A 22,112-nucleotide genomic window follows, 5' to 3' on the forward strand; every position below is an offset into this window, starting at 1 on the left:
CCCTTGGGTCTGCCGTCCGGGTCCGCCGTCCGACCACGTCCAGGACCGGTGGTCCATCAGTTCCCGGCCAGCACGGCCAAGGTCGCCCCGAGCGGCAGTGAGAGTTTCACGGCAGCCAGGTCGTCACCGCGGGTGGCTCCCTGGTTCACGATCGCGACGGGCTTGCCGTCCCGCGCCGCCCGCCGGACGAACCGCAGGCCGGACATGACCGTCAGCGAGGAGCCGAGCACCAGCAGCGACCGCGCCGAATCCACGAGTCGGTAGCACAGTTCGACCCGGGGCTTGGGCACGTTCTCGCCGAAGAAGACCACATCGGGTTTGAGCACCCCGCCGCACTTGCGGCAGGACGCGACCCGGAAGTCCGACACCAGCCCCGGTGGGAGCTCGGCGTCGCCGTCCGGGTTGACGGCGGCGCCCGCGGCCCGGAATCCGGCGTTCAGCGCGTCCAACCGCCGGTCCAACTCCGCGCGAGTACTGGTGTGCCGGCAGTCGAGGCAGACCACCCGGTCCAGCCCGCCGTGCAACTCGACGGCATCGCGGGTGCCGGCCGCGTGGTGCAAGCCGTCCACGTTCTGCGTGATCACCGCCGCCACCCGCCCGGACCGCCGCAACTCCTCGACGGCCCGGTGCCCGGCGTTGGGGGCGGCGCGGGCGATCGCCTGCCACCCCGCATGACTGCGCGCCCAGTACCGGCGCCGCGCTTCGGCGCTCCCCGTGAACTCCTGGTACGTCATCGGAGTGCCGCGACGCCGACTGCCCGTGACACCCCGGTAGTCGGGGATCCCCGACTCGGTGGACAGCCCCGCACCGCTCAGCACCACCACTCCCCGCTCGGCGAGCAGGCGGGCGAGGGCCGCGACCCCGTCGTCCTCCGGCGGGGCCGCATCGCGCGCGCGGTCGTCGACCGTTCCTGGCACACCCATACTCGCCAGGGTACGGCCCGGGCCGGGTGGCCGTACTGCCACCGATCCGCGTCCCGCCGCGCCGCCGAGCCGAATCGAGCCCCCGACGGAACCGCACCACCCTCCATCGCCGCGCGGTACGCCGCCGCGCGTCACCGCCGCGCCGCGCCGCACGCCGCCGCGCCGCACGCCGCCGCGCCGCCCAGCACCGTTGGGCCCTGCGGCTCGGTCGCGCCGCGCTACTCGCCGCCGTCGTCGACCAGCCCGAACGCCTCGGGGAACGCCGTCAGGTAACGCTGCCGCTCGCCGGGGTCGGCCTCGGCAGCGATCTTGGAGACCACACCGGCCAGCCGCTCGCGCTGGTCTGGCGTCAGGTGGTCGAGGACGAACGCGATCCAGTCCAGCGTCTTGGCTGCTGCCCGGGGCTCGCCGTCCGCGTCGATGGAGCACTCCAGCAGCCAGGCGAGTTCGATGACGATCTCCGTCAGCGGCTTCACCAGCGGGTCGGTAGCAGTCACGGCAGAGAAATCTAGCCGACGCCGGTCCTCCCCACTACCGGCTGGTAGGAAGGACCGGCGTGCTGTCGGGGATCGGGTGTCGCCGGATCAGCCGTGCAGGTAGACGATGCCGGTCTCGTTCAACCGCCACAACTGGTCGGCAGCGCCGGTGTCGGGCTGCAACTGGACCTCGGGGTTGCCGGCGCCGTCGGTCGCGCTGCCGATGGTGGCGACCAGGCCGGGGTTCTGTGCCGAAGCCACCGCGTACCAGCCGTTGCCCTTGGGTTCGAAGAGCCAGCGCTGGTTGCCGCCGCCGTTGCAGGACCACTGCTCCAACTCGACGCCGGCGGCGGCCGTGCCGCCGCGGGCGTCCAGGCACATGTTCCGGTTGCCGGAGAAGTCGGCCTCGTAGGCGCCGCCGGAGCGGGCCTCGGTGACGAACGCCTGGTTGAGGCCGCCGTCGGCCGGATAGCCGATCAGTGGCCGGCCGTTGGTGGAGTCCCCGTCCGTGCCGCCCCCGGAGAAGTCCATCACGTTGCCGTTGGCGGCGCTGGTCAGCTGGAACTGGCCGCCGTCGTCCACGCTGTCGGACCAGGCCGCACCTGGCGTGAGCGGCCGGATCGAGGTCCCGTCCTGCTGGTTGAGCGTGCAGTACGCCTCCGGCTGTGCCGGCTGGTCGTAGAACCGGGTCAGGCAGGCCGCCTCGCCCTGGTAGCCGGCGACCCGCAGGTGGTAGGACTGCCGGATCTCGTCCATGCAGATCAGCCCGCCGAGCAGGACCTTCATGTCGCAGCCGTTGCGGGTCAGTTCACTGACGTCGATCACATCGCCGTTGGTGTACTCGTAGGGCGAGGTGGTCCACTCCGCGCAGACCTCGTGGCCGTAGGAGACCCGCCGCTGGTCCAGGTAGCGCACTCCCGGCACCCGCTCCGCCGCCGAACGCAGTGCGTCGGAGAAGAGCGGCACCACCAGGTTGTGCCCCCAGGCGAGGTCCTCGGTGTAGGCCGGGCAGCCGTTGGCGATCTTGCCGAGGTAGTTGTCGGCCGCCGACCTGATGTCCCCGGTGATCGGCGTGAAGTACGACTGGTAGACCAACTGGTAGTCGCCGTCGGCGTATCCGGCCGCGTGCATGGTGTCGCGCACGTCGTCCAGCGCCGCCACCACCTTGGACTGCACGGCCGCGGCGCGACGCTCGATCTCCGCGGTGCCGATGGTGTCGCGGCAGCCCTGCGGCTGGTTGACCGGGAAGTACTGGTTGAGGCAGGACTCCATGATGCCGGTGAAGTCGAAGTCGTCGTTGGCGCCGATGGTGACCACCACCATCTTCACGTCGTTCGACTGCGCGATCTTCGCCAACTGGGCGTCCTGCTTGGGCTCCCCGTAGTCACCGCTGCCGCCCCCGGTGACGGCCGCGTACGACGGAATGGAGACCAGGTCGCCGGTCTGCGCGCCCGAACAGGCGATGTCGAAGGCGGTAGCCCCGGCGATGGCGGTGTCGAAGATCTCCGCCTTGGGGTTTCGGTGGCAGTAGTCGTTCGGACCGTCGGTGCCCGGGAAGTAGCCGTCGTTGGTGTCCGTGCCGGCTCCCTCCCCGGAGATGGCGCTGTCACCGAGCGAGACGATCGCCGCCGGGCCGCTGTGCGTCGTGCCGGCGGCGGGAGCGGGCCGGACGGTGCCGGCCTGCGCTGCCGGAGCGGCGGCCAGGCCGGCGGTCGCCAGCGCCACCACCCCGGCCAGCGCGAGGAAGGGTTCGTACCTGCTCCGGTTGGTCATCGAGCCTCCAAAAGCTCCTGGACCGAAGAAACCGTGCGGGCCACGCCAAAAAAACGTGATGCTTGCTCACATTCGGTGGCTCAATCCCATGGTTCCCGACCGGCAGGTCACCGACAAGGAGCGTGCACGGGCTTTCCGTTGCCGCACCCCGCGCACGCTCCAGCACCCGTGGCGCCTCAGTCCTCGGCCGGGTCCGCCTGGCGCAGCGTGCCGGTGGCGTAGGCGTAGGACAGCTGTACGAGCTGCCAGATGAGCTCCAACTCGGCGCGATCGCGCGGGCCGTAGATCAGGATGGAGTTCTGTTCGGGATGACGGACCCCCCAAGTGGCCTTCTCCACGTCGTCCTTGAACGTCTCGGGCAAGGTGATGTGCAGGCTGCCATCGTGGTGCGGGTGGATGTGGGCCCATTCCCGGCCGCGTTGGAAGGCCTCGTCCGGTCCGCTGCCGATGCCCTCCGGGATGAACAGGGAGCGAGCGTGCGGGACCGAGGTCAGGGTGGGCGCCATGAAGACGAACGGCAGGGCGCGCATCCGCTGCCACAGCTCCTCCTGCAGCATCACCGGGGCGATCTGCGAGCGCTGGCTGTGCGGCGCCGGGCCGAAGACCTCCGGAACCGGTCCAGGACGGGTGGGCAGGTCGAGCATGGGGGGAGTCCTTTGCGTCGTTTGCCTTGACAAGCAGACTGACGATACGTCAATCACGCGTGGTGCGAGCATGGTTCTGGGGCGACCGGTGCGGCCGCCCCAGAACCATAGCGCGGGGATCCTACTGGTCGAGGCGGTTGCGGATGGCGGTCACGAGTTCGGCGATACCGGCCTCGCGGAGCACGCTGTAGTGGTCACCGTTCAGCGTGACGATGGTCGGCGGGGTCGCCGAGTAGCCGGAACTGCCCTCGATGAACGAGTAGTCGTCACCGGAGGCCTTGAAGATGGTCACCGGCGCATCGAGCTGACGTTCCGCCAACTCGCGGAAGCTGTACTCGAACTCGTAGGTCTCCTGGACGATCCGGGTGATCCGGCGGATCATCGGCTCGCCCAGTGCGGGCAGCAGACCGTGGATGAACGCCACGAAGCTGTCCTCGTCGTGCGCGACCTCCAGGCAGCGCTGCAGGTCCGGGCCGCTGATCGAGCCGCCGAACACGGAGTACAGGATCGTGACGTAGGCCGGGTTGCGATAGGAGGACTCGCGACCCCACTTCGCTCCCTCGGCCTGACGGACCTTCGGGTTACCGGGGCAGATCAGCAGCAGGTTGTCGATCCGCTCACCGAGCTGCTCCAGCTGCCAGGCCGCCTCGAACGCCACCCGGGCACCGAAGGAGTAGCCCCACAGCATGTACGGGCCCTCCGGCTGGACCCGCCGGATCTCCGCGATGTCGGCGGCCGCCATCTCGCGGATCGTCGAGTACGGGACCTCACCGGCGTTGATGCCGTGCGCCTGCACGCCGTAGAACGGCCGGCCGAGGTCGACCTCACGACCGAGGGTGCGGAGGTTCATCGGGTAGCCGCCCAGGCCCGGCCAGGCGAAGACCGGAGCCTCGGTGCCCCCGTTGTGCAGCAGCACCAGGCGGGAGGTCGGCACGTCGGCGTCGTGGCTTTCGATCCGGGCGGCGAGGTCGGCCAACTTCGGTGCCTCGAACACCACCTGGAGCGGCAGCTTGATGCCGAGCTCGCGGTTGATCCGGTTGATCAGCGACACCGCGATCAGCGAGTTGCCGCCGGAGGCGAAGAACTCGTCCTCCACCGACACGCTCTCGTACTTCAGCGCCTTGCCCCAGGCCTCTGCCAGCCAGCGCTCGGTCGGAGTGGACGGGGCGACGTAGTCGGTGCCGGTGTTCGCCGATCGCACCTGCTCGGACGCGGCCAGCGCCTTGCCGTCGACCTTGCCGTTGGCGGTCAGCGGCAGCGCGTCGAGGATCAGCACCCGGTTGGGCAGCATGTAGTCCGGCAGCAGGTTCGCGAGCTCGTCCCGGATCATCTCCGCCGGACCCCGCATGTGCACCGAGTCCTCGTACATGCCCTCGCTGCGGATCTGCTCCTCGCTGACCTTGCCGCCGAGGAAGAAGTACGACGGCCCGGTGGCGATTCCGCGCGAGACCAGGATGTCGTCGATCCGCCGCGCGGCCGGCAGCGGGTGGCCCGTCTTCGAGCTGTAGCCGGAGGACATGAAGCCGAAGCCGAGGCCGTTGCGCTGCAACTGGTGCAGCTTCTTGCCGAGCAGGATGTACTCCAGCCACTCCTGGTCGGCACGGCTGACCGCGCTGATGCCGAAGCTGGAGCGGTCGTAGACGCCCTGGTTGATGGCGATCACGTGCTTGGGCTGGATCACGTCGGGTGAGATGGGCTCCAACTCACCGTCCTTGTAGCGGTACTGGCCCGCCGAAAGCCCGTCGACCCGGCCCGGGTGGGCCTGCAGGTAGAGCTCGGTCGAGTCCAGCCGGGGCAGCCCGTCGTTGGCGTAGATCTCGAAGGTGCCGAGGTAGTAGTCCTCCTCGTGCACATGCAGGCTGCTCTTGACCGCCGGGTGGAACGAGGACGGCCGGATGTTGAGCCCGTACTCGGGCAGGACCTCCTCGAAGACGCCCAGCATGTGGCCGGTCTCGAACTCCAGGACCTCCTGGATGTTGTTCTTGTAGACCGGCTCGATCGCCCGCTTCTTGCCGAGGAAGTGGGCTTCGAGGTAGACACCGGCACCGGCCGTGGCCGGACCGACCCGCACCAGGGTGTGGTCCAGCGGGTGGTAGTAGTACACGCCCGCCTCGAGGCCCGCGATGCCGCCGGTCTCCAGGTACAGCTGGGTGGCGTACAGCGCCCCCGGCGAGGCGTAGGAGTACTTCGGCAGCAGCCGCTCGTCGCTCTGGAAGCTGCCGAACCAGCGCAGGATCTCGCCGAGTTGCTCGTTGGTCAGCTCGTCCAGGCCGCGGGAGAAGGTGGGCACCGGCTTGGGGGCGAGGAGCTGCAGCAACTCGTCGCGGGTGACCCGGCCGCCGTCGTAGAAGCGGTAGGTCTTGCGGGCGAAGGTCTCGCGCCGCTGCCGCTCGGTCTCCTGCTTGCCGGCCAGCTCGACCACCGGCAGGTCGGCGAGCTCCGCGTCGTCGCGCACGCCCGCGTTGGACAGTTGCGCCTTCACCTGGAGCTTGCTGGCCTTGGACTGGTGGTGGCTGTTGCCGGAGTTCCCCTGGTCCATCAGAGCCGCTTCCTTGGGATTCAGCTCGATGCAGGCCACCAGGTTCTGGAAGCCGGTGCGCGGGTCATCGGTGACGATGGCCGCGGCCCGCTTCACCCAGGTGTGCTCCTCGATCGCCAGCGAGATCTCGTCCAGCTCCACGCGGTAGCCGCGCAGCTTGATCTGGTTGTCCACCCGGCCGAAGAACTGGATGGTGCCGTCCGGGTTCCACTGGGCGAGGTCGCCGGTGCGGTACAGCCGCTCGGTCGGCACGAACGGCGAGGGCACGAAGCGTTCCTTGGTCTGCTCCTCGTTGTGCAGGTACCCGCGCGCCAGCTGGACGCCGCCGATGTACAGCTCGCCGGTCTCCTCGATGCCCACCGGAGCCCGGTTCTCGTCGAGGATGTAGCACTGGGTGTTGTCGACCGGGACACCGATCGAGATGGTGCCGGGGCCCTGCTCGATCGTGTCCGGGTCGACCAGGTAGGCGGTCGCGTTGATGGTGCACTCGGTCGGCCCGTACAGGTTGACCAGCGAAACCCACGGCAACTCGTCCGCGAGGGAGCGGGCCAGGGCGCGGGAGAGCGCCTCGCCACCGGAGAACACCCGGCGCAGCGTGGCGCAGAGGTGGAACTCCTCGGTGTCCAGCAGCGCCTGGAGCAGGGTGGGCACGCACTGCAGCGTGGTGACCTCGTGCTTGACGATCGTGGAGATCAGCGCCTCGGGATCGCGGAAGATGCCGGGCGCGCCCATCACGACCCGGCCGCCCATCGCGGGGGCCAGGATCTCCCACTGCGCGGCGTCGAAGCTCATCGGCGTCTTCTGCAGGATCGTGGTGCCCAGGCCCAGGTGACCGCAGTCCTGCAGCCAGCGCATCTGCGACATGATGCTGCGGTGCTCGATCATCACGCCCTTGGGCCGGCCGGTGCTGCCCGAGGTGTAGATGACGTAGGCCAGTGTCTCCGGCCGCACCGGCTCCTGGTCGACCTCGGCGCAACCGCCGTCGGCGCAGGTGTGCGAGTCGGCCAGGGTGACCACGCGGATGCCCTGCGGGGCGAGCTCCGTCAGCTTACCGACCAGGTGGTCCTGGGTGACGACCACCCGGGTGCGGCTGTCCTCCAGCATGTAGCGCAGCCGGTCGTCCGGGTACTCCGGGGAGAGCGGCAGATAGGCGGCGCCCGCGAGCAGGATGCCCCAGGCACCGACCATCAGGTCCAGGGACGGCTCGACATAGAGACCCACGCAGTCGTCCGCGCCGACACCCTGCCGGTGAAGGTGGCACGCCAGCCGGTTGCCGGCCTGCTTGAGCTCCTGGAAGGTCAGGCCCTGGTCGTCGAAGCTGACGGCGACGGCGTCGGGCTGTATCTCCGCCTGCTCCATGAGCAGGTCGGGCAGGCTTCTGCCCAGCTTGGTGTCCTGTATCCGCGCGCTGAACTGAGCGGTGTTCAAGGTGTCTCCTCCCCTAACTGAGACATGATCACGAAAAAGTGACGACGGTACGGTTGGCTGCTGCCAAGGCGTTCCGCCTCCTCGGCAGAGCCGGGCGGGACCGCACCGGCGGGTGGTTCCTGGGCGGACCACTGGACGAACGAGCTCCTGCCGGGAGCTGACGGGCTGCCAGGGCGGTCAGCGCCCCCGCGCGCGGCCGGCTGCCGCGTCCTGCGGGGCGTGCGGACCGCGCGTCCTGAGGTGCGGCAATGAGTCGTCCGAACCGGAGGAATTCGGCGCACTGCCGAGGCGAGTACTTCGGCAGGTACTGAGGCAAGTCCTACGGGCTGGCTCGATGACACCGAATATGCATCCCTGACTAATTGTCAACCATTCAGAAACTCAAACGGCAGTTCCTGGCGCCGTCCCGTCACGGATTTTTCCCGGCATGCGGCACGGTCGCCCGACCGGGCGCGCCGAACAACCCCCTGGAGTCCTCACCAGCCGTACGTACCAGGTCATTTGGCGCACGTCTGCAGAGTGATCGCACTGCTGACATCATCCCCCGTCCCGGATTTCCGCGGGCCGCACCGGAGTGAAGCGCATTCTCTCCACCCCCGCGACGGTGCCGGCACCAGCCCCGTGGGCGGCGGCTCCGCCCATCCGTTCGATACACCTCGTTTGACTGACCATCTTTTAGACTGTCAATGGCCGTGTCAATCAGTTCGGATCGGTCGCACCACAGAGGGGTAAGTCGGCTCGGGGTGCGTCAAGTTCCGGTCGGCGTTCCGGGACGAACCCGGCTCCCGAGGCCGTCCCGCCCGGGCCCGTCGCCGGTCCGCCCCCCTCGCCCCGGCGCACTGCTCCCGGGACGCCCCTCGCTCGGCCGACGGGCTCGGGAGCGGGGCGCGCGAGCGCCTGCCACCGCCTCCGCCCGCCCACGGCGAGTCCCGGGCCCCGTGACCTGAAAGGCTGTCACCGCGGGAGGCGCGCAGAAGAGCCACGCCCCCGCCACGCCAGTGTCCGAACCGACCGGAGAACCACGTGCAACTGATCGACATGCTCGCCGGCCTGCCCCACACGGTCCTGGGCGGGGATCCCGGAACCGACATCTGCGAGGGCATCACGACCGATTCGCGCCAGGTGCGCCCGGGCCAACTGTTCATCGCCCTGTCCGGTCGCAGGGTCGACGGCCACCGCTTCCTGGGCCAGGCCGTCGCGAAGGGAGCGACCGCCGTGCTGGTCGAGGGCGCGGAGGCCGCCCTGCCGCCCGGCGTCTGCGTCGTGCGCGTCCCCGACACCTGGGAGGCCGCCGCGGCCGTTGCCGCCCGCTACTTCGGCGACCCGGGCCGCGAACTCGACGTCGTCGCGATCACCGGAACCAACGGCAAGACCTCCGTCGCGTTCACCACCGAGGCCCTGCTCCGGCGTGCCACGGGGACCTCCATCGGGGTGATCGGCACCGGCGGGCACCGGATCGGTGACGAGCCGGTGGGCATCGCCACCACCACCCCCACCACCCCGCAGGCCGTCGACCTCCAGCACCTGCTGCGGGAGATGCGCGGGCGAGGCGCCGGCACGGTCGTCATGGAGGCCTCGTCCATGGCCCTGGCCCAGCACCGGGTGGCCCACACGCACATCGACGTCGGCGTGTTCACCAACCTCACCCCCGACCACCTCGACGACCACGGAACCATGGCGCGCTACAAGGACGCCAAACTGCGGCTCTTCCGCGGCATGGCCCGCCGCGCGGTGGTCAACACGGACGACCCCGTGGGGCGTGAGATCGCGGCCATGATGGCCGGCGCCGTCACCACGTACGGGCTCGACGACCCGGGTGCGGACCTCCGCGCCACCGACGTGGCCGTCAACGCCGCGGGAACCACCTTCACCCTCCACCACGCGGGCCGCGCCCACCGCGTGACGCTCCCCGTGCCCGGCCGCTTCGTCGTCGCCAACGCGCTGGCGGCGGTGGCGACCGGCGTCGCGCTCGGGTACGACAGCGCCACCCTCGCCCGCGCTCTGGACGGCCTGCCCACCGCGCCCGGACGCTTCCAGACGCTGCGCCTGCGCGACGGCGCCACCACCGTCGTCGACTACGCACACTCTCCCGACGCCCTGGAGAACGTCCTGTCCACGATCCGGGGCTTCACGAGCGGCCGGGTGATCACGGTCTTCGGCTGCGGGGGCGACCGCGACCCGAGCAAGCGCGCGCCGATGGGGGAGATCGCCGGACGCCACTCGGACCTGTGCGTCCTCACCTCGGACAACCCGCGAAGCGAGGACCCCGAGCGGATCCTCGACCAGATCGCCCCTGGTGTCGCCGCCACCGGGACACCGTTCGAGCGGATCACCGATCGCAGGGACGCCATCGCGCACGCCCTCGCCGCGGCCGGGCCCGGGGACGTCGTCCTCATCGCCGGCAAGGGTTCGGAGGGCTACCAGATCATCGGGGACCGGAGCATCCCCTTCGACGACCTCGCGACCGTGCGCGACCTGCAGGAGCCGGCCGACTCCGACCAGAACCTCCCGGGCCCTGCGGCCGACTGACTGCCCCTTCGGTCCGACCGCCCTTCGTCCGCCGGGCGACGGGCCCGCCACCCGAGCGGAAACGGTCTGCGCCCTTGCGCGCCCCCCGCGCGGCACGGCATCCGGCGGGCGCCCTGCACCGCTGCACGTCGCTCAGCTGCCGTGGTGCGGCGATGCCGGACCGTCGGGGACGATGTTGAGGACGGCCATCATCCCCTTGTCCTCGTGGTTGAGGATGTGGCAGTGCAGCACGGTCTTGCCGGTGAAGTCGTCGAAGCGGATGCGCAGCACGGCGGTGCCCCCCGCCGGGACGTTGACGGTCTCGTACCAGCGGTGGCCGGGCGGGGTGGGAGCGCCGTTGACGCTCATCAGCTGGAAGTGGTTGGTGTGAACGTGGAAGGAGTGGTTCTCCCCGGTGTGGTTGACCACGCGCCACTCCTCGACGGTGTTCAGCTTCGACGTGACGTCGACCCGGTCGGGGTCGAACTTCTTGCCGTTGATGTAGAACTCGGTGCCGGCCGCATTCTCCGTGTAGACGAGGTCGTGCCGGGCCGCGATCGGGGCATCGCCGAGGTCGTCACCCGGTGCGAAGCCGACGGGCAGTGCCGCCGGTCTCATCGGGCTGCCCTCGGAGACCACGGTGGCCAGGTCCACCTGCGGGAACCGGTTTCCGGCCGGCCCGGTGTCGTAGGCGAGCGTCTGCAGCTGGCTGGTGCCGGGCGGCCCGCCCTGCACCAGCACGTCGAATCGGGCACCGGCCGGAATGACCAGGGAGTCGGCGGAGTAGACGCGGCTGACCGGATAACCGTCCTGCGCGATCACGTGGAACGTCCGGCCCGGCAGGTGGAGCTTGTAGTAGATGTTGGCGCCGATGTTGGCCAGTCGCCACAGCTGGGTCTCACCCGGCCGGATGCTGATGACCGGGTGCTGCTGGCCGTTGACGGTGCGGTTGGTCGGTGCGCCGATGCTCAGGTTGTCCGTCCTGACGGAGTCGCCCTCGACCTGGTCGTCCTTGAGGGCGACGACGTGCTCGGTGATGTGCCGCAGTGAGCGGGGCAGGTACCGCTGCAAACCGTCGACGATGATGATGCCCGACTCGCCCCCCGCCACCTGGGCGGCCGAGCGCAGGTGCTCATGGGAGTGGTACCAGTAGGTGCCCGGCGTGATGTCGCTCGGGAAGCGGTAGCCGTAGTGGTAGGTCTCACCGGGTTTGATGGCGATGAAGATGTCGTCGGACGGGCTCTCGGGCGACACGTGCAGCCCGTGGACGTGGAGGTTGGTGTCCTCGGACCCGCCGTTCGTCATGGCCAGCTCCACCCGGTCACCGGGGCAGATCCTCAGGGTGGGCGGCATGTAGCGGCCGTTGTACGTCAGCGCGTACAGCTCCCGGTCGCCCACCACGACCTTCCGTCTGGCAACGACGATCCGGGCCCTGAGCACGCCGTCATGGCTCACCAGTTCCGGCGGGTCCTGGAGGGGTTGTCCGGAACCGGCCGCTGCTGACTGCGCGGACGGACGGGCCGGATCTGCGGCCCAGGAGAGCGGCGTGCCGCCGACGGTGAACGCCAGGGCGAGCGCCAGCCCGGCGGCGAGCCAGGCGGAGGGGGAACGAGGCCGCATGAGGTACGTCTCCATCAGGGAGGCCGCAGAGCGGGGACGAGGACAGCGGGGCACGGCCGCTGTCGCGTCTCCGGTGGCGGGCCGCGAGCGGGAGGGCGATGCGGTCCGGCCTGGGCACGATCAGGCGGTGCCTCCATCCGATCCCGGTCGTCCGCGTGCCGCCCGCCGGAATCGGCCAACCGGCTGACCCGCCCGCCTGCTCCGCGTGTGGTGCCGACCCGCCTCCTACTCTTCGTTCTGTCGAGTCGGCGGCCGGCGCGGGCGACCCGGTGGACCGCCGCCACGTCCTCGCCCACGGCCCCGCCGCCACGGTCCCCGGCGCGTGGTCTCTCGATCAGTGGGGGACGGCCTCGAACGGAGCGGAGCCGTCGGAGGTCTCGGTTGCTGCGGTGCCGTCGCCGTGGTGGGGGGTGGTGGCGGGAAGGCCGGTGGTGCCGTTGAGGTCCCGGTGCACCACGGAGGCGATGGCCTGGATCGTGTCGATCCCGTATTCCTCGGTGGCGTTGTCCTGGCTGAGGACCGCCATCCGGTAGTTCTTGTCCGTGCCGGTGAAGATGCCCAGGCTGTGGACCCGCCAGCCGTGGGTGGCCCGGGGCAGCCAGCCGTTCTTCACGTGCACCACGACCGTGGCGGGGGCGCCGAAGGGGGTGCCCCAGCGCTGATCGGCCTCCACCTGGCTCATCAGCCCCAGCGCGTACGCCTTCGCGGCGGGGGAGAGCACGTTCGGGTTGTCGGTGAAGACGTCCAGCATCTTCAACTCGTCGGCTGCGGTGATCTGGGTCAGGCCCCAGTAGCCGTCGGCGCCCAGCCGGGTGTCCTTCATCCCCGCCAGTTTCAGGAACGCCTCAAGGCGGGGCATGCCCAGGCTGTTCCACAGGTTGGTGGCCGCCGTGTTGTCGGACGCAGTGATCATCTCCTGGAGGTTCTGGTCCTCCCAGTCGGTCAGGTACCGGTAGTTCTCGTCTTCGGCACGGCGCAGCACGGCGCCCATGATGGTCGCCTTGACGACGCTCGCCGAGTCGAAGTGCACGGTGGCTTGGTCGGTGCAGGACACGCCGGTCCTGACGTCCGATATCGCGAAGGCCACCGTGTCCTGGCGGCCCGCCAGGGCGTTCGAGATGTCCTGGGACATGCGGGCTGCGAGCTGGGGGCTGCGTGCGGAAGTGCAGTACGTCGCAGCGCGTTGCGCGGGCAGGGGAGCCGCCTGCGCGATGGTGGGCGTCGCGGCCGCCACCAGCGCCGCTGTGGCACCCGTGGCCAGCCGGACGAGCGGGCGGCGTGCGCGAGGGTGGGGGATTGCCGTCATCGTAGGGAACTCCTGATCCTTGAGTGGACGTTTCCGGTCCATCCGCAGGGGACTGGCCGGACTGCCGGTGACCAGCCTGCGCTGGACGTTGGGCGTCGTGGTGCGAGCCCGCCGCGCGGTGACAGCGCTGACGGATGTGATGGGGCCGGCGCGGTACGAGCGAAGCGGACGTGACGGCATCAGCCGGACCCACGAGTGGAGAACAAAGGCCTCGGTAGCGGTTGGTGCCTTTCCCGGTTAGCGGGAAGGATTCAACTCAGACCGCAGCTGAACCAGTTGACGGAACGTCTGGTCGCCGTCGCGATGGCCGCAACGGCAGAAGGTGGTCCGGTCACCACCATGCATCGGTTCACGTTGGCCCCCCAGGTCTGCTGCGGCCTCCACCGTAGCGGTCGCCAACTCGCTCCACACCAGCGCCCCATGGACCTGCTGCGCGCAACCCGTGCGGAACCGGGCCGAGATGAGGTCATTTCACCTGGTGCTCAAGGGCTTTCAGGAGATTTCCGGTCGCGGCTCGTACGATCCGCCGTACCTCGGTCGGGACTCCCGGGCAGTCATCGGCCCGCAGTGCGCAGACCCAGTTCTCCGTGCCGGAGTCGAAGACCGTTGCTCCGCTCGCGGCCGTGTACACCGTCGCGTTGGCCGTCCGAGCCGGGCCGGAGGCGCATGGCACGTTCGCGTGCCCGATGACGGTGACCGGCGGTGCGTCTCCTGCGGTGTCGAGGCGGTCCGATTCCGGTCCGACCAGTCCGGCGAGTGGCTGTCCGTCGCGGACGCCGGTTCCGGTCCACAGCCAGTTCGCCGAATCGTCGACGACCAGCGGTGTGTTGGTGTGCGCGTCGCACGAGTAGGCCTGACCGGTGAGGGAGCTCTCGGGTGCCGCGTCGGGAGGGCTCGGCCAGTCCCCGGTGACCTTCGCGTTGTCCTTGCCGAACAGTGGATCCTCTTGCGGGACCTTGTAGTTGACTTCGATGCGGTCCGGTGGGCCGCCGCCCGGTCCCGGTTCGAACCGGATCTTGCGGTAGACCGCGTTCGCGCCCAGGAAGGCGACGTTGGTTCCGCGGTCTCGCGCGCCCGTCACGGTCGCTCGCATCGCCGGCGACCAGTATTCGTCGTGTCCCTCACTCACCACCGCCGCCGCGTGGTCCAGGCTGTGCGGGTCCTGGTCGAGGTCCACGCTGGTGAGGTACGCCAGCGGCACCGCGCTGCGCTCCGCGAACAGCACCAGGGGCTCCTCCAGTTGGAAGAAGTCGCCCGCGCCGTCCTCGTCCTGGTAGGGCCGGTCGAAACCGACTGCCCGGGCCCGGCTCGCGAAACTCCCGTCCTCCCCGAAGTACAGGTTCTTGCCGCCCCAGGTGTTGTACGCCTGATATGACGTCACCGCCTGTACCAGCACCACGCGCCCCGCCACCGACGGTGACTCCACGGTCAGCGGTACCCAGCGCATCGCGCCGGAGGCGGCCTCCAACCGCAGCAGGTACGCGCCGGGCGGCCAGCCGTCGGTCGGCACGGTGAGGCTCGGCTGCCAGTGGGCCTCGACCGTGCCGCGCGCGTCGGTGGTCGGTGCCGGCTGCCGCTCACCGGCGACCGCGGGTGACTCCCACACCACCGCGGCCGGCGTCCCGTGCGGGTACGCCCCGAACCGGTAGGCCCGCACCCGGAACGTGGCCGCGGTGGTGGACACCATCAGCTTCACCGGCGTTCCCGGGCGCACCCCCACCCGGTCGGTGTACCCCTGGATCTCCTCGGGCGCCCCGGACCGGGTGATCGCCCAGTTCGGATCCCCCGGGATCGCCGGCGCCCCGGTCGGCCCCGCACCGTTCGGGTGCCCGCCGCCACCGCAGCCGGCCAGGAGCAGCAGACCGGCCCCGAACACCCTCACCCAGCCGCGCGCCACCATCCCCCGACGGTAACGCCCCGACCGCCCACCCGCGCGCAGCACCGCCGCCACCCGTCGAGCGCTCCTGGTCGGTCAGCCACGCACCCCTGGGATGATGGATCGGTCAGGAGGTTCCATTGGTATGAGCTCTTTCCCAGCAGAGGTGGACCGAGTTCTCCGCTCGGCGGGCTGGCGACCCGGGCGGGCGGTGGACTGCCGTGGTTGGCGCGAGGCGTTCGAGCGCCGCGGTCTGCCGATGCATGACGCCGCCGATTCCTTCCTCAGGGAGTTCGGCGGTCTGACCGTGCACCTCAGCGGCCCTGGTGTCTCCGTGGCACGCACAGCCTTCGAACTGGAACCGACCCTCTGCGAAGGCGAGGAGGACCGCTTCTCGGAGTGGGGCGAGTCCATCGGACGTGCGTTGTACCCCCTCGGGGAACTGGACCACGGCCGGTTCTTCCTGGGGATCGACGAGTTCAGCGAGATCTACCTGGTGGAGACCTGGGTCGCCGGTTTCGGTCGGATGCCCGACGCACTCGAGAACCTGATCCTCGGTGTGCGGCCTGTTGTCATTGACGACGGTGCAGAGCCCTGGGCCTGACGGCGGTGGTCATCCGGCGGAACCCGGACTGGTGTGGGTGAGGCGGCGTGGTGAAGGGGCGCGTTCGCCGGGGGTTTGGAGGTCGGCCCAGGGGTGGCGGCGCGCGCCGGTGGGCATCGTCTCGGGCCGCACCGTGGCGCCGGCGGGGTGGGGCAGCGGCTGCGCGAGGCGGGCGGTGACCGCGTCGAGGCCCTGGTCACGGCGCAGTTCGGCGAGTTCGGCGAGGTCCCAGCAGGCGGTGCCGGTGATGGAGGTGCGCGGGCCGCGCCGGGTGACGGTTCCGCGTACTAGGAGTAGCCCCGAATGGAATATCGTCCGGGCGCAGGCGGGGTGGGAATCCTCGAAGAAGGCGAGGTCGACGAGCCCGTCGACGCCGTCGAGGGTGACGAAGATGATCCGCGTGCCGGAGGCGATCGGCGGGGTCTGGGTGGAGGCGCGCACTCCGGCGACCAGGACGGTGGTGCCGGGGGCGAGGCCGCCCAGGCGGTGCGCGTCCACGGTGCCGAGCTCGTGCAGGAGCTTCAGGTGGTGCTCCATCAGGTGGCTGGTGACGTCCATGCCGAGGATCCGCAACTCGGCGCTCACCTTCTCGGCCTCGGTCATCTCCGGCAGGCCGCTCGGCACGGCGCCACCGGCCCCGGCCGCGCTGTCGGCGGCGGAGTCGAGGGGGAGTTGACCGGTGAGGGCGCGGCGGTTGCGCTGTTCGCGGTGGAGTCGGGCGGCCTGGAGGAGCAGGTCGTGGCGGTTCAGCGGTCCGGCCACGGTGTCGAGTGCGCCGATGCTGATGAGGCGTTCGGCCAGCGGCCGGGAGGGGTGGGCTCGCTCCCACAGGTCCGAGAGGGAGGTGTAGGGCTGGCCGGCGACGAGCCGCGCGGTCTCCTCCGCGGTGATGCCGTGGACGGCGGACAGCGCCATCCGCACGCCCCACACGCCATGGTGCTCCTCGACGCGGTAGTGCGCGTCGGAGCGGTTGACGTCGACCGGAAGGATGGGGACTTGGTGGCGCCGGGCGTCGGCCACGATCACCCGGGGCGGCCACATGCCCGGATCGTGCTCGAGCAGTCCCGCGTACTGGGCGGCGGGATGGTGGGCCTTGAGGTAGGCGGACTGCAGGGCCGGTACCGCGAACGCCGTCGCGTGCGCCCGGCAGAACCCGTACGCACCGAAGGAGTTGACGATGCCCCAGACCGCTTCGCGGGTGCGCCGGTCGTAGCCGCGTCGGCCGGCCTCGCGGTGGAACCAGGCCTTGATCTTCTCCAGGCGGACCGGGTCGCCGAGCGAGCGCCGGGCTTCCTCGGCGAGCGCGAGGTCGCAGCCGGTCATCACGGCGAGGATGCCGATGATCTGCTCGTGCCAGATCGTCACGCCGTAGGTGTCGGCGAGTACGGGTTCCAGGTCCGGGTGCGGGTAGGCGGGGGCGTGGCCGTGGCGGGCGGCGATGTACTGGGCGGGCATGCCTCCGGCCACCGGCCCGGGGCGGAACAGGCTGATGTCGGCGATGACGTCCTTGAGGTCGCGGGGCCGCAGTCGGGAGATGAGGTCCTGCTGTCCCGGGGATTCGAGCTGGTACATGCCGATCGTGTCGGCGGCCTGGATCATGAGGAACGCGAACGGGTCGTCGGGTGGCACCTGGTGCGGGTCGTCCAGGTCGATGACGGCGCCGGTGGTGCGGGCGACCTCGCGCACGGCGTGGGACATCGCGCTCTGCATCCTGACTCCCAGGATGTCCAGTTTGATCAACCCGAACCCGTCGCCGACCTCCCCGTCCCGGTCGAGTTCCACGCCGTACTTGTCGGCCTGGACCATGGGAAAGTCCCCGGTCGGGGTCGGCTGCACGGGCAGGCGGTCCAGCAACGCGCCATCGGTGATGATCACCCCGCACGGGTGCTGGGCGACTCCGGCCACCAGGCCGTCGAGGGCTTCGGCGAGTTCCCACAGCGCGCCGTACCGGTGGGCGCGGGCGGCCAGCGGGCGCAGTTCCGGCAACTCCCGCAGGCCCTGGCGGATCCCCGCGGCCGGGATGTGCGGGAAGGACTTGGCGATCTCGTCCGTCTCGTCCGGGTCGATGCCGAGGGCGAGGCCCACCGTTCGCAGGGCCTGGCGGGCGCGGTAGGTCTCGGGCATTCCGGTGATCGCCACCCGCGAGGTGCCGAACCGCTCGATCACCCGCCGGTAGACGTCGAGGCGGCGGTGCGCCTCCACATCGAGGTCGATGTCGGGCATGTCGGTGCGGCGCTCCGTCAGGAACCGCTCGAACAACAGGCCGTGCTCCAGTGGGTTCGCGGCCGCGATGCCCAGCACGTGGTTGACCATCGAGCCGGCCCCGGAGCCGCGGGCGGCGACCCGCAGCCCCATCGCCCGGATGTCGCGCACCACCTGGTCCACGACCAGGAAGTAGGTGTCGTACCCGGTCCGGGAGATGACGGCGAGCTCCTGGTCCAGGCGGGCCCGGGCTCCGGGGTCGTGGTCCAGGCCGCGGCGCACCAGCCCGGCCTCGCACCGCTCGCGCAGCGCCCGAGCGGCCCCGCCCGGGCCGCTCGCGGCGCCGACCAGGTGCGGCTCGGGCAGGTGCGGTCGGCCGAGACCCAGGTCGCGGTGCGGCTGGAGCGTGCAGGCATCGGCGGCCGCGACGGTGTCGGCCAGCAGCCGCACCGCCCTGTCCCGCCCGTGCCCGGCGGCGGCGATCCGCTCGGCGGCCTGCCGCATCAGCGCGCCGTCCTTGAGCCAGCGCTCCCCGCGGTCCAGCACGCGCCGGTCGATCGGGCGCAGCAGCCGGGCCGCGTCCAGCACGTCCGCCACCCGGTGCTGATCGGCATCCGCGTAACGCACCGCACCCGTCAACACCACCGGCACCCGCACCCGGTCGCCCAGGGCGAGCGTGCGCGCGGCCAACCGCAGCGACCCGGGCCCCTCACCCGGCAGGCAGTGCCCCACCGCCTCCAGCCGCACCGCCGGCCCGAACACCTCCAGCCACGGCACCAGCAGTTGCTCGGCCACATCAGCCCGGCCCCGGCCCAGCGCCCGCACCGGCTCGCTCACCGGGCCCAGCAGCACCAGCAGGCCGTCGCCCCCGTGCTCACACAACTGCTCCCACGTCAGCACCGGCCGGCCCGGGACGGTGTGCGCGGCGGACACCAGTTGGCACAGCCGCGCCCAGCCGGCCGCGCTCCTGGCGAGCAGGGTGATGCGCAGGGGGTGCTCGGTGCCGTGGGCGCCGCCGTGCGCCGTGGTTCGCAGGGGCGGCCCGGCGGGCTCGGGGGCGACCGGTTCGACCGCCAGGTCCACGCCCAGGATCGGCCGCACCCCGGCCCGGCGGCACGCGCGCAGGAAGCGCGAGGTGCCCATGACGGTGTCCCGGTCGGTCAGTGCGAGAGTGGCGATGCCGCGCTCGGCTGCCCGGCGGGCCAGCTGGGCCGGCCGGCTGGCGCCGTAGCGCTCGCTGAAGGCGGAGGCCACGTGCAGCTGCGCGAACACCGTCTGCCACCTCCCGGGCGCTTGCCCCCCTTGCGCCACTCCTGTCGACCCTCACCTCAACCTTCACGGTAGATCCTTCGAACCGATGAGCGTGATCGATCGGGATGCACCGAGTTCCTTGCGGGGCGGACCGCCCACCGCAGGCCTGCGAGTGCCGGACGGCATAGGCTGACCGGGTGGCCCTGGTCCGGATCGAGCGCTCGTCGCGATTGCCCGTCGGCGAGGCGTGGCGTCGCCTCACCGACTGGGGACGGCACGCGCAGCGGGTGCCGTTCACGGGGATCACCGTGACCACACCGCCGCCGACGGGAGTGGGCACGCTCTTCGTGGCGCGTACGGGCCTGGGCCGGGTGTACTTCGACGACCCGATGGAGGTCGTCCACTGGCAGCCCCCGGCGGCGGACCGTGCGGGGCACTGCCGACTGGAGAAGCAGGGATCCGCCGTCGCGGGCTGGGCGGAGATCGAGGCGCGCCCGCAGGGAGCCGGATCGTCCGTCGTGTGGTGCGAGGAGATCTGGCTGCGGAAGTTGCCCCGTGCGGTGGATCCGCTGACGTTCCTCGGCGCCCGGCTGCTCTTCGGCCGGGTCGTCACCGGCCTGTTGAACGGATGAGCCCGCCGTCGCCGAGCCGCCGCAGCCACGGCTGGACCGAGCAGCGGCACGGGCGCACCGTCACCCCGGCGGCAGCGCGCGACGACCGGATGGGACGCGGCGTGAGGCAGACACCGAGCGTGCGGCCGGGGTGGCGCACCTTCGGAGTGCTCCGTCCCCGAGCCGTCCGCCGGTACGTGCGACTGCGCTTCGAGGGCTCGATCGCCGGTTTCGGGACCTCCTGCGGCACTCGCGTGGTGCTCGGTCACTGGGTGCGGTCGCCGTTCGGGCCGTTCAGCGACGTGATGCTGGAACGGCCGGACGGGAAACGCCTGCTCCTGGCTCCCACCCGGGAGGTCGCCGACTTCATCGCCGGCACCTACCGGTTCGAGGAGGTGCGGGTGGCACCGGTCGTGGTCGACGTCGTGGGCCACGACTGGACCATCGGCGCTCCGGAGTTGGACGTGCGCTTCACCGTCGGCCGGCGGGGTCCGCTCGGGCTGCTGCTGCGCGCCGTGCCCAGCCGGCTCGCGACTCGCCCGCTCTGGTGCGCCCTGACGGACGTTCCCGCCCGTCTGCTGCCGGGCGTGCGAGCGTGCGGGCGTACCGGCGGGGGCCGGCGGGAGTGGTACGGCGCGCAGGACCTCCGTCCGATCACCGCGGCCACGGCCGTCTTCGAGGGGCGGGACCTGGGGCTGCTCCGGCCGGTGGACCCTGCGGTGCGCTTCGGGTTCGGTTCCACGCCCCGCAGCCCCGCCATCGTGCGGATCGTCACCACGGTGCAGATGAACGTCTGACGCTGGATGGCTCGGCTCACGGAGCGGTCCCACGGGTTCGTCCCGGGAGGTCGGCCCTCGGAGACGTCCCACGGGGTCGTCCCACGGGTCGTCCTCGGACAGGACCACGGGGCGCGGCACCCGGGGTGGCCCGCACCGGCCACCCCGCCGCCTGCACCGCCTGTCGGCTGTCAGCACCCGTGCCCTCGCCCGGCCCGAACCGGCGGCGGTTCCGCCGACCCGCGTGCAGCGTCGACTCAGTCCGAGAAGTCCTGGGTCATCCACACCGTGCCCGATGAGTCGCGCAGCAGCTCTATCCCGATGTGGTGGAAGGCCGGGTTGAGGATGTTGCGGCGGTGGCCGTCGTTGGGCGGTTGTTCGGCGAGCATGTCGTTGGTGAGGCCGACCGCCATGGCGGCCATCGCGTCGGTCGTGTCGTCCGTCGGCCCGCCGTCGCCGATGTTCTCGCCCGCCGTGCCCCACTGCACCCCGCCGGCGTGCTCGCGGTCGCCGAAGGCGGCCTCGCCCGGGCACTGGTGCTGCAGGCCGCAGCCGGCGGCCATGGTGCGGTTGTGCGCGTTCGCGCTGGTCTGCAAGCCGGCGAGGATCTGCAGCGGAGCGACGCCCTGGGCGGCGCGCGCCTGGTTGATCAGTACGAGCACCTGGTTCGCCGCCGCGTCCAGGTCGGTGCCCGAGCCGGAGTCGATGGTGGCCGACGGAGCCGCCTGCGTCGGCGAGGGAACCGCGGGCGGGCTGCTCGGGGACGCCACGGCCGTGCCGGACCGCTGTACCGGGATGGTGCCGGCGGACACGCCGGGCAGCCGGGTCGGTCCGGTGGACTGCGGGGCGGGCGCGGTCAACCGCGCGGCCGACTGGCTCGGCGTCCCCGGTGCGGTGCCGGCAGGTGTGGTGCCGGCAGTTGCGGCGCCGGTGGGCGCGGCGCTGGTCGGCGGTGCGCTGGTCGGCGTATCGCTCGTCGGCAGCGGCGGCTCCGGCGCGGCCGCCGCCCTGCCGTCCTGCGAGCTGGGGGAGAACAACGCCTTGCCTCCGAGCACCGCGGTGGTCGCGGTCGCCGCCACCGCGACCACCGCGAGCAGGGGCTTGGCGGCGGACCGGGACCTGGCCCGGTGCCGGCCGTTGTCGGCCCGCCGGTGCGACCCGCCGCCCGCCCGCCGCGTGGCCGGGCTCGGCACCGATCGGTCCGTCAGCTCCTCGGTCGCGTACTGCGTCATCTGCTCTCCTCCACTCGGCTGTCCTTCGAGACAGGAGACGCCCGTGCGAGCGGTGGATAACGAAAAATCGCGCGAATGTTCAGGGAAGCTGCCGGCGGTGACGGTGCAGCCGAGAGGGCCGGTCCGTCCCCGGCGGTCCGCTCGGGGACGGGAGCGCGCCGGCTTCGCTGAAGAGCCCGGCAAACGGGAGACGCCCGGGGAGGCCGTTCCGAACCGTGGAGGTGGCGCCGACGCGGCGACAGGAGACGGGAGCGATGGGCGCAGCAGCGCCCGAGCGCGCGGCGCGCCGGCGCACCAGCCGCGAAGTGGCCGTGAGCGGTTTATGGCCCGGGGGTGTCTTCCC

At 71.3% G+C, this 22,112-nt stretch carries 14 protein-coding genes; 4 read left to right on the top strand and 10 right to left on the bottom strand.

The features are described from left to right. Positions 1 to 56: 56 nt before the first annotated feature. From LN042_RS12655 to LN042_RS12675, 5 genes are all read right to left on the bottom strand, one after another. Positions 57 to 923 (bottom strand): NAD-dependent protein deacetylase, encoded by an 867-nt coding sequence (locus LN042_RS12655; protein ID WP_230051251.1) that lies wholly within the window; start codon positions 921 to 923, stop codon positions 57 to 59. Positions 924 to 1,141: 218 nt separating this feature from the next. Then, the gene (locus tag LN042_RS12660) at positions 1,142 to 1,420 is read right to left on the bottom strand and encodes a hypothetical protein (RefSeq protein ID WP_230051252.1); all 279 of its coding nucleotides are present in this window, start codon (positions 1,418 to 1,420) and stop codon (positions 1,142 to 1,144) included. Positions 1,421 to 1,507: 87 nt separating this feature from the next. Continuing rightward, positions 1,508 to 3,172 (bottom strand): RICIN domain-containing protein, encoded by a 1,665-nt coding sequence (locus LN042_RS12665; protein ID WP_230051253.1) that lies wholly within the window; start codon positions 3,170 to 3,172, stop codon positions 1,508 to 1,510. 176 nt (positions 3,173 to 3,348) lie between these two features. Then, the gene (locus LN042_RS12670; protein ID WP_230051254.1) at positions 3,349 to 3,816 is read right to left on the bottom strand and encodes a luciferase domain-containing protein; all 468 of its coding nucleotides are present in this window, start codon (positions 3,814 to 3,816) and stop codon (positions 3,349 to 3,351) included. Between the two features lie 121 nt (positions 3,817 to 3,937). After that, positions 3,938 to 7,783 carry an amino acid adenylation domain-containing protein gene (locus tag LN042_RS12675; protein WP_372495722.1) on the bottom strand — a complete coding sequence of 1,282 codons (3,846 nt, stop codon included), beginning with the start codon at positions 7,781 to 7,783 and terminating at the stop codon, positions 3,938 to 3,940. A gap of 1,023 nt (positions 7,784 to 8,806) precedes the next feature. Here LN042_RS12675 and LN042_RS12680 point away from each other — a divergent pair. Beyond that, positions 8,807 to 10,312: a UDP-N-acetylmuramoyl-L-alanyl-D-glutamate--2,6-diaminopimelate ligase gene (locus LN042_RS12680; protein ID WP_230051255.1), complete on the top strand. Its 1,506-nt coding sequence runs from the start codon at positions 8,807 to 8,809 to the stop codon at positions 10,310 to 10,312. Between the two features lie 132 nt (positions 10,313 to 10,444). On the opposite strand, the gene LN042_RS12685 is transcribed toward LN042_RS12680, so the two are convergent. The 3 genes from LN042_RS12685 to LN042_RS12695 all read right to left on the bottom strand — a co-directional run bounded on the left by LN042_RS12685 (position 10,445) and on the right by LN042_RS12695 (position 15,117). Further along, positions 10,445 to 11,911 carry a multicopper oxidase family protein gene (locus LN042_RS12685; RefSeq protein ID WP_230051256.1) on the bottom strand — a complete coding sequence of 489 codons (1,467 nt, stop codon included), beginning with the start codon at positions 11,909 to 11,911 and terminating at the stop codon, positions 10,445 to 10,447. Positions 11,912 to 12,245: 334 nt separating this feature from the next. Then, the gene (locus LN042_RS12690) at positions 12,246 to 13,217 is read right to left on the bottom strand and encodes a serine hydrolase (RefSeq protein WP_230051257.1); all 972 of its coding nucleotides are present in this window, start codon (positions 13,215 to 13,217) and stop codon (positions 12,246 to 12,248) included. Between the two features lie 466 nt (positions 13,218 to 13,683). Then, positions 13,684 to 15,117 carry a N,N-dimethylformamidase beta subunit family domain-containing protein gene (locus LN042_RS12695; RefSeq protein WP_230051258.1) on the bottom strand — a complete coding sequence of 478 codons (1,434 nt, stop codon included), beginning with the start codon at positions 15,115 to 15,117 and terminating at the stop codon, positions 13,684 to 13,686. Between the two features lie 121 nt (positions 15,118 to 15,238). On the opposite strand from LN042_RS12695, the gene LN042_RS12700 reads away from it, so the two are divergent. Continuing rightward, positions 15,239 to 15,697 (top strand): SUKH-3 domain-containing protein, encoded by a 459-nt coding sequence (locus tag LN042_RS12700; RefSeq protein WP_230051259.1) that lies wholly within the window; start codon positions 15,239 to 15,241, stop codon positions 15,695 to 15,697. A 9-nt stretch (positions 15,698 to 15,706) separates the two neighbouring features. Here LN042_RS12700 and LN042_RS12705 read toward each other — a convergent pair whose 3' ends face one another. Then, positions 15,707 to 19,171: a DNA polymerase III subunit alpha gene (locus LN042_RS12705; protein WP_230051260.1), complete on the bottom strand. Its 3,465-nt coding sequence runs from the start codon at positions 19,169 to 19,171 to the stop codon at positions 15,707 to 15,709. Between the two features lie 176 nt (positions 19,172 to 19,347). Here LN042_RS12705 and LN042_RS12710 point away from each other — a divergent pair, with 176 nt between their 5' ends. Together LN042_RS12710 and LN042_RS12715 are read left to right on the top strand one after the other, a co-directional pair. Next, a complete protein-coding gene (locus tag LN042_RS12710) occupies positions 19,348 to 19,782 on the top strand; it encodes an SRPBCC family protein (protein WP_230051261.1) in 435 nt (144 codons plus the stop codon). After that, complete coding sequence (locus LN042_RS12715) at positions 19,779 to 20,558, top strand: hypothetical protein (RefSeq protein ID WP_308191801.1); 780 nt, start codon at positions 19,779 to 19,781, stop codon at positions 20,556 to 20,558. The genes LN042_RS12710 and LN042_RS12715 overlap by 4 nt, the downstream gene beginning before the upstream one ends. A 236-nt stretch (positions 20,559 to 20,794) precedes the next feature. On the opposite strand, the gene LN042_RS12720 is transcribed toward LN042_RS12715, so the two are convergent. Further along, complete coding sequence (locus tag LN042_RS12720) at positions 20,795 to 21,769, bottom strand: CAP domain-containing protein (protein WP_230051262.1); 975 nt, start codon at positions 21,767 to 21,769, stop codon at positions 20,795 to 20,797. Between the last annotated feature and the right edge of the window lie 343 nt (positions 21,770 to 22,112).

It is taken from the genome of Kitasatospora humi, from assembly GCF_020907985.1.
In the GTDB taxonomy this organism is placed as follows: domain Bacteria; phylum Actinomycetota; class Actinomycetes; order Streptomycetales; family Streptomycetaceae; genus Kitasatospora; species Kitasatospora humi.